Annotated in this window: 4 protein-coding genes; all 4 read left to right on the top strand. The window is 42.2% G+C overall.

What is annotated here, in order from left to right; translation table 11 throughout:
* The first annotated feature begins 40 nt into the window (after window positions 1–40).
* The 4 genes from Q5L94_RS13210 (at window position 41) to Q5L94_RS13195 (ending at window position 5962) form a co-directional block, all read left to right on the top strand.
* Window positions 41–1126, top strand: coding sequence for a TonB-dependent receptor domain-containing protein (locus Q5L94_RS13210; protein WP_317498839.1), 1086 nt, complete (start codon window positions 41–43; stop codon window positions 1124–1126).
* A gap of 155 nt (window positions 1127–1281) precedes the next feature.
* Window positions 1282–2196, top strand: a complete 915-nt coding sequence (locus Q5L94_RS13205) for an SAM-dependent methyltransferase (RefSeq protein ID WP_317498838.1) — start codon at window positions 1282–1284, stop codon at window positions 2194–2196.
* Window positions 2197–2360: 164 nt separating this feature from the next.
* Window positions 2361–5315, top strand: coding sequence for a TonB-dependent receptor (locus Q5L94_RS13200; protein ID WP_317498837.1), 2955 nt, complete (start codon window positions 2361–2363; stop codon window positions 5313–5315).
* A gap of 170 nt (window positions 5316–5485) precedes the next feature.
* Complete coding sequence (locus tag Q5L94_RS13195; protein WP_317498836.1) at window positions 5486–5962, top strand: hypothetical protein; 477 nt, start codon at window positions 5486–5488, stop codon at window positions 5960–5962.
* Window positions 5963–6157 lie beyond the last annotated feature (195 nt).

Raw genomic sequence — 6157 nt, 5'->3', positions numbered from 1 at the left:
CCATCCACTTTGAAGGTCGACTGGATGGCCACATAGATTTATGAAAACTTGGCTGACACAGAATATTGAACACTCTCCTGGTACAGAATACGAGCCAATTGATAGTGTTAAACTACGAGCGTCTGCTGCAACTGCAATTCGCACGCCGAATATTTCTGATTTGTATTCAGGTAACGGTGAAACTTTCGCGCGTGTTAATGATCCTTGTGTAGGCGTAACGCCAACCAGCGATGGAAATATTGCTGAAAACTGCCGCTCTATTAATTCAGTTAATGGACGTATTCAGTCAGCGGGAGAATTCGAACTTACCTCTGCTGAAACTCAGGGAACTGGTGGTGTAGTTGGCGGTAACCCAAATGTTCAGGAAGAAACAGCTGACACATACAGTGCAGGTGCTATCTGGCAAATCAACGATGAGCTGTCGGCAACTGTTGATTACTATAAAATCAAAGTTGAAGATGCGATTTCAATTACGTCACGTAACTTAGTGCTTGAACGTTGCTATGATGTATCGCCTGAGAACTTTGACGCAAGCTGTAATGAGCAAGCTCTTCGTAGCTCAACAGGTGTTTTAGTCGATGTTAACAGCAGTTCTTCTAACGAAAACATTATCCGTACTTCTGGTGTTGATTTTGAAATGAACTACCGGACTCAAATTGCAGACGGTATGTTCTCTGCTGATTTCATTTGGAACTATACTGATGAGTACTCAATCGAATCAATGTTCGATGGCAGTACAACTTACTACGCAGGTGAAATTACCACACCAGAGCATCGTGCGAACTTGAACCTTGCATACTCTTTAGGTGATGTTAGTGTTTCATGGAGAATGCGTCATTGGGACAGTTCTGTAGATTCACTTAACGGTGAAAACTATAACTATACAACAAGATCTGCTTACGGTGAGTACAATAACGTAGGTTCAGTAACGTACCACGACATTTCGGCACGTTATTTCTTAAACGATACCTATGAATTTAATGTTGGTATTCGTAACGCGTTCGATAAGCAACCTCCAATTCTTCCTCAAGGAAGTAATACAGGTGCGACTGGTATTAATACAGCATCACAAGCTTATGATGTTACAGGTCGCTACTACTTTGCGGGCGTAACTATGAGCTTCTAAAAACCTTTTAGCAAAGGTTAATAGTTAGCAAAGCCAGTCGGGAATTCCCGACTGGCTTTTTTAATGTTTACTGATTGCTTATATCTAAGCTGACATTGCATTTAGAGCGTAGTATGCTCAGTTACAGTTTTATGCTGATAACAATTGGAGTATCCATGACAACAACAAAAAATCCGTGGAGTGGCTATTGGCAAAAGGGCGCAAAAGCCAGTTTTCTTGACGATAAAGCGCGTTTACAGGCTTATCAAATGCGCAAGTTTTGGTTTGAGCGCATGGATGAAAGTGAGATAAAGCAGCCGATTGTAGACGTAGGGACCGGCAATGGTATTGTCGTTCAGTGGTTAACTGAATATTCACAGGAAAAAGGGAAGAAGTTAGATATTCAGGGAATAGATTCAGCAGAGCTTAAGCCTTTTAATGACGCACTGAAGCTACATTCAGAAACTTACTATGAGACTTTCAAACTGCCATCGAATAAAAAAGTGGGTACCTTTGTTTCACACTTTGGTCTTGAATATGGTGATATGCAAGCCGGACTTAAAAACTTACATGCGCAACTTAAACGAGGAGGAAGTGTCGTTGCCTTAGTGCACTCAACCGATTCGAACATTTATAAAAACAGCAAAGCACTGTTTGATTTTATACCTTCCGCTCTTAAGCAACTTAAAAAGTCAGTAGTACCTCTTCAGGAAGCCTTGCTAAAGTATGGCCCCAGGAACTTGCCAAAATCCGCGCTACAGGAGCAGCACAATCTAAATCAGTTTGCCAGGAAGTACGAACGATACGGTGTCTTCCAGGCTATGAACTTTTTTCCGGCAACAAAGCGCGCGCTTCAAGCTGCAGCAGAAGGTAAGTCTGACGAGTCACAGAAAATACTCTCTGGCTACATGAACGCGATAACGGAGCATAAATCACGCTTAATTAGTCTGCTGAAGGCTATAGAACAGCTAGGTGAAATGGATAACACGAAGGTACTGTTTGAAGATGCAGGTTTCAAAAATGTAATAGTACAGACAGTAGCTTTTCCAGAAACAGGTGTTGTTGGGAGCTGTGTCCAGTGTAGTAAATAAATGAATAAATAAATAGGGCTCTTATAGAGCCTTGTTTACACAGCTTAAACAGTGGCAACAAATTTAACACTAAAAGTTTACAACTCTATAACTTCCTGTTAGATTCTTAACAGCTTCAAAAAAATGAAGCGATATAATAAAAACGTTCCAGGGAGTTTTTAATAATGAAAAATACATTTTTTAAACGTACGCTGACTGCAGCCGCTGTTGCTGCAGCCATGGGTATGTCAGCTACAGCCATAGCTCAAAGCACTACTGGTAATGTCAGTGGTGAAGTTGTCACGACGAGTGACGGAAGGGTTGAAAATGCTAAGGTTACTATACGTAACGTTCAAACAGGCTACAGCCGCACTGTAGAAGTCGCTGAAGACGGAAGTTATCGCTTCCCATCCTTGCCAGTTGGGCGCTACGTTATAGTTGCTAACGCAAGCGGATATGAGCCTAACGAGTCTCAAGAATTTTCAATTAGTGCTGGTAGCTCAAGAGAGTTAACCGTACCTTTAGCAACAAATATCGAAACAATTGATGTCTCTGGTACAGCCATTTCTATGGTTGATACTCGTAGCTCTGGTACTGCTTTAAACATCGGCGAAGCGCAAATCGACCGTATCCCTGTTCCACGTAACGCGACATCTGTTGCTTTGCTGGCTCCTAGTACTACAGCCGGTGACGATCGCTTCGGTAACTTGGCATCGTTCGGTGGTTCGTCTGTTGCGGAAAACGCTGTCTATATAAATGGATTAAACGTAACCAACTTCCGTACTGGTACTGGTTTCTCTGATGTACCGTTCGAATTCTACAAAGAATTTGAAGTTAAAACTGGTGGTTACTCAGCTGAATTTGGTCGTTCAACTGGTGGTGTTATCAACGCCATCACAAAGAGTGGTACCAATGAATTTGAGTTTGGTGCAAACGTATATTATCAGCCTGAGTCGTTCCGTGAACAATCTCCAAGCACAATTCTTTCGGATGGTTCAGTTTACATTGAGAACTCATTTGATGAGCGCTCTGAAATGGAAGGCAACATCTATGCTTCGGGTCCAATCATCGAAGACACGTTGTTTTTCTATGCAATCTATAACCCACGTGATATCTCGAATGAAAGCACGTCAGGTGAAGGTAGCTCATTTAATGAAGCTTCAGCCGACGATGCATTCTATGGCGGTAAGTTAGATTGGCAAATTAATAACGACCACTTGCTTGAGCTGTTAGCGTTCTCTGATTCTTCAACTACTGAAACTGATGTATATCAAGTTAACCAACAGACAGGCGACCGCACATACGGTTCTACTTCGTACGCGGAAAGTGGTGGTGATAACTGGTCTCTAAAATATACTGGTTATTTAACTGATGATTTAACCGTGTCAGCGTTATACGGTAAAAATAAGTACAGCCTAACAAGTAGCAATAATGTTCAAGAAGACTGTAACTTTGTTTATGACTTGCGCGATAGTGCTCCACTCGGTACCTTCGCTGGGTGTATTGGTAGCCCGGGATATTTGACTGAGCAAGGTGAAGACGAGCGTGAAGCAATGCGTATCGACTTTGAGTGGTTCTTAGGCGACCATTTACTGCGTTTCGGTTATGATACTGAGACCAATACCTCTAACGCACTTGAGGGATATTCTGGCCCAGGTGGTAAGTTTGTTTACTTACGTGATGGTACGGCAGGTGGTGAGCTAGATAACGGAGCTACGATTCCTGCAGGTGTTGATCAGTATATCGAAGAGCGGGTGCGTACTGTTGAAGGTAGTTTTGAAACTGAAAACAGCGCGTTTTATGTCGAAGATATTTGGTCTGTTACAGATAACCTAACAGCAACCATTGGTTTACGTAACGATACGTTTGACAATAAAAACGGTAACGGCGAAACCTTCGTTGAAATTGATAACATGTGGGCACCTCGTTTAGGTTTGTCATATGATATCAATGGTGACGGTCAGTCAAAAGTGTTTGCTAATGCAGGCCGTTATTTCTTGCCAGTAGCTAGTAACACTAACGTTCGTTTATCAGGTAACGAGTACGACGTCACTCAATACTTTGCTCTAGAAGGAACAGAAATCAGTCAATACAACGGTGGTGACTATCTTACTTATACTGCCGGTGACAAAATTGGCGGTGACCGTGTGAACGCTGATGGTGAAGTACCAGATACTCGCTCTATCGTGGATCAGGATTTAGATCCAATGTATCAAGACGAGTACATTCTTGGTTATGAAGCGGCGTTTGCTGAAAACTGGAGCTGGGGTATTCGTGGTATCCGTCGTGAACTTAATGGCGCTATCGACGATATGGAAATATCAGCATACCTTGATGACACTTATGGTTGTCATGCTGCCTCTTATATCTTAGGTAACCCAGGTGAAGTTGCTACTTTGGGAGCGGACACTAACTGTGACGGTCAACTGAATGAGACTATTGACGTAGATCTTGCTGAAGTTGGCTACCCAGTGGGTGAGCGTAGCTATAATGCTGTTGAATTGACTCTGGCTAAAGCTTGGGACGGTAAGTGGTTTATGAACGCCTCTTACACGTGGTCACAGAGCTATGGTAATACTGAAGGTTTGGTTAAGTCTGACATCGCTCAAGATGATGCTGGTATTACACAAGACTTTGACTTCCCAGAGCTGATGGATGGCGCTTACGGTAACCTTCCGAATGACCGTCGTCATACATTTAAAGCGTATGGTGCGTATGCCTTGACCGAGAATTTCCGCTTAGGCGCAAACTTTACTCTTTCATCAGGTCGTCCTTTGAACGCATTTGGTATTGGTCACCCGAACGGTGTTCCTCCATATGGTGACACTTTCTATGTTTGTACTGCTAATTGTACCGACGATACCGTTGAAAACGAATATGTTCAGATGCCTCGTGGTACCTACGGCCGTACTGAGTGGACTCCTAAGTTAGACCTTAATGCGACTTATACTACTGAGTTAGCTGGTACAGAGATTGAGCTGCGTGCAGATGTGTACAATGTCTTAAACTCTTCAGCAGTTCAGCGCCGTAATGAGTTCGCAGAAGATGCCTTCCCAGGCGATCCTAACAAACGGTTCATGGCTCCTACTTCATATCAGACTCCACGGTATGTACAGTTGAGTGCTGGTATTAAGTTTTAAAAATTATTCAAGGTAATTTGAATGCAAAACCGCTTTCGAAAGAAAGCGGTTTTTTTATGTGGTGTAAAAATTGAAAGTCAATAAATTGAAACGTTTTGCTAAAATACGTAGAATTGTTAAAAAGTTGTAGTGCCTGTTACCATCATAGACTAAAACAAGGAACGTAATGAATGATGAGCTATAAAAGTAAATTTCTGATTGTATTTCTAGTTTTGGGTCTAACAGCTTGTCAGTCTAATAACATTGAGAAGCCATCGACTTACCTGGATTTAACCTCCTCTGGTGATTTTAATCTTGAGAATTATTGGATTAGAGAAAAAAGTAAAACAGGAAAAAACTTAGGGTCTCTGTTTTTCCCCGATGAGCTCGCTAAGCGTTCTTTAAAAGGCTGTACTGAAATTATCTTTGGCATTAATAGCGACGGAAAATTTACGGGCTACAAAACAGTTTATAGTTACCCTGAAGAATATGTAGCTACAGCAGCAGGCGCCCATATGTCAACTCTGAAATGGATTCCTGGTGACAAAAACCCTGAAGGCAGAGCGGTTCTAGCGCGAGCGTTCCTTATATTTGAGATGAAAGACGGCTCACGAAATAAAGCAGACTTCAAAAAGAATTGCCTAACCAAGTATGCCAACTCTGAGTAGTAAGGCATTAGGTATCGTATTTTTTAGATAACGTATTTGATCAGAAAAGAACTATGGTATTCCTGCTTACGTTCGCTCTGCGGTTGCCGGAGATTTACAGCCGCTCCGGTAATTTATTCGAGAGTGTTCAATATTCTGTGTCAGCCAAGTTTTCATAAATCTATGTGGCCATCCAGTCGACCTTCAAAGTGGATG

Source organism: Idiomarina sp. Sol25 (genome assembly GCF_033052775.1).
In the GTDB taxonomy this organism is placed as follows: Bacteria; Pseudomonadota; Gammaproteobacteria; order Enterobacterales; family Alteromonadaceae; genus Idiomarina.
The sequence above is the reverse complement of the archived record's forward strand: the minus strand, read 5'-3'. Positions and strand labels throughout refer to the sequence as shown.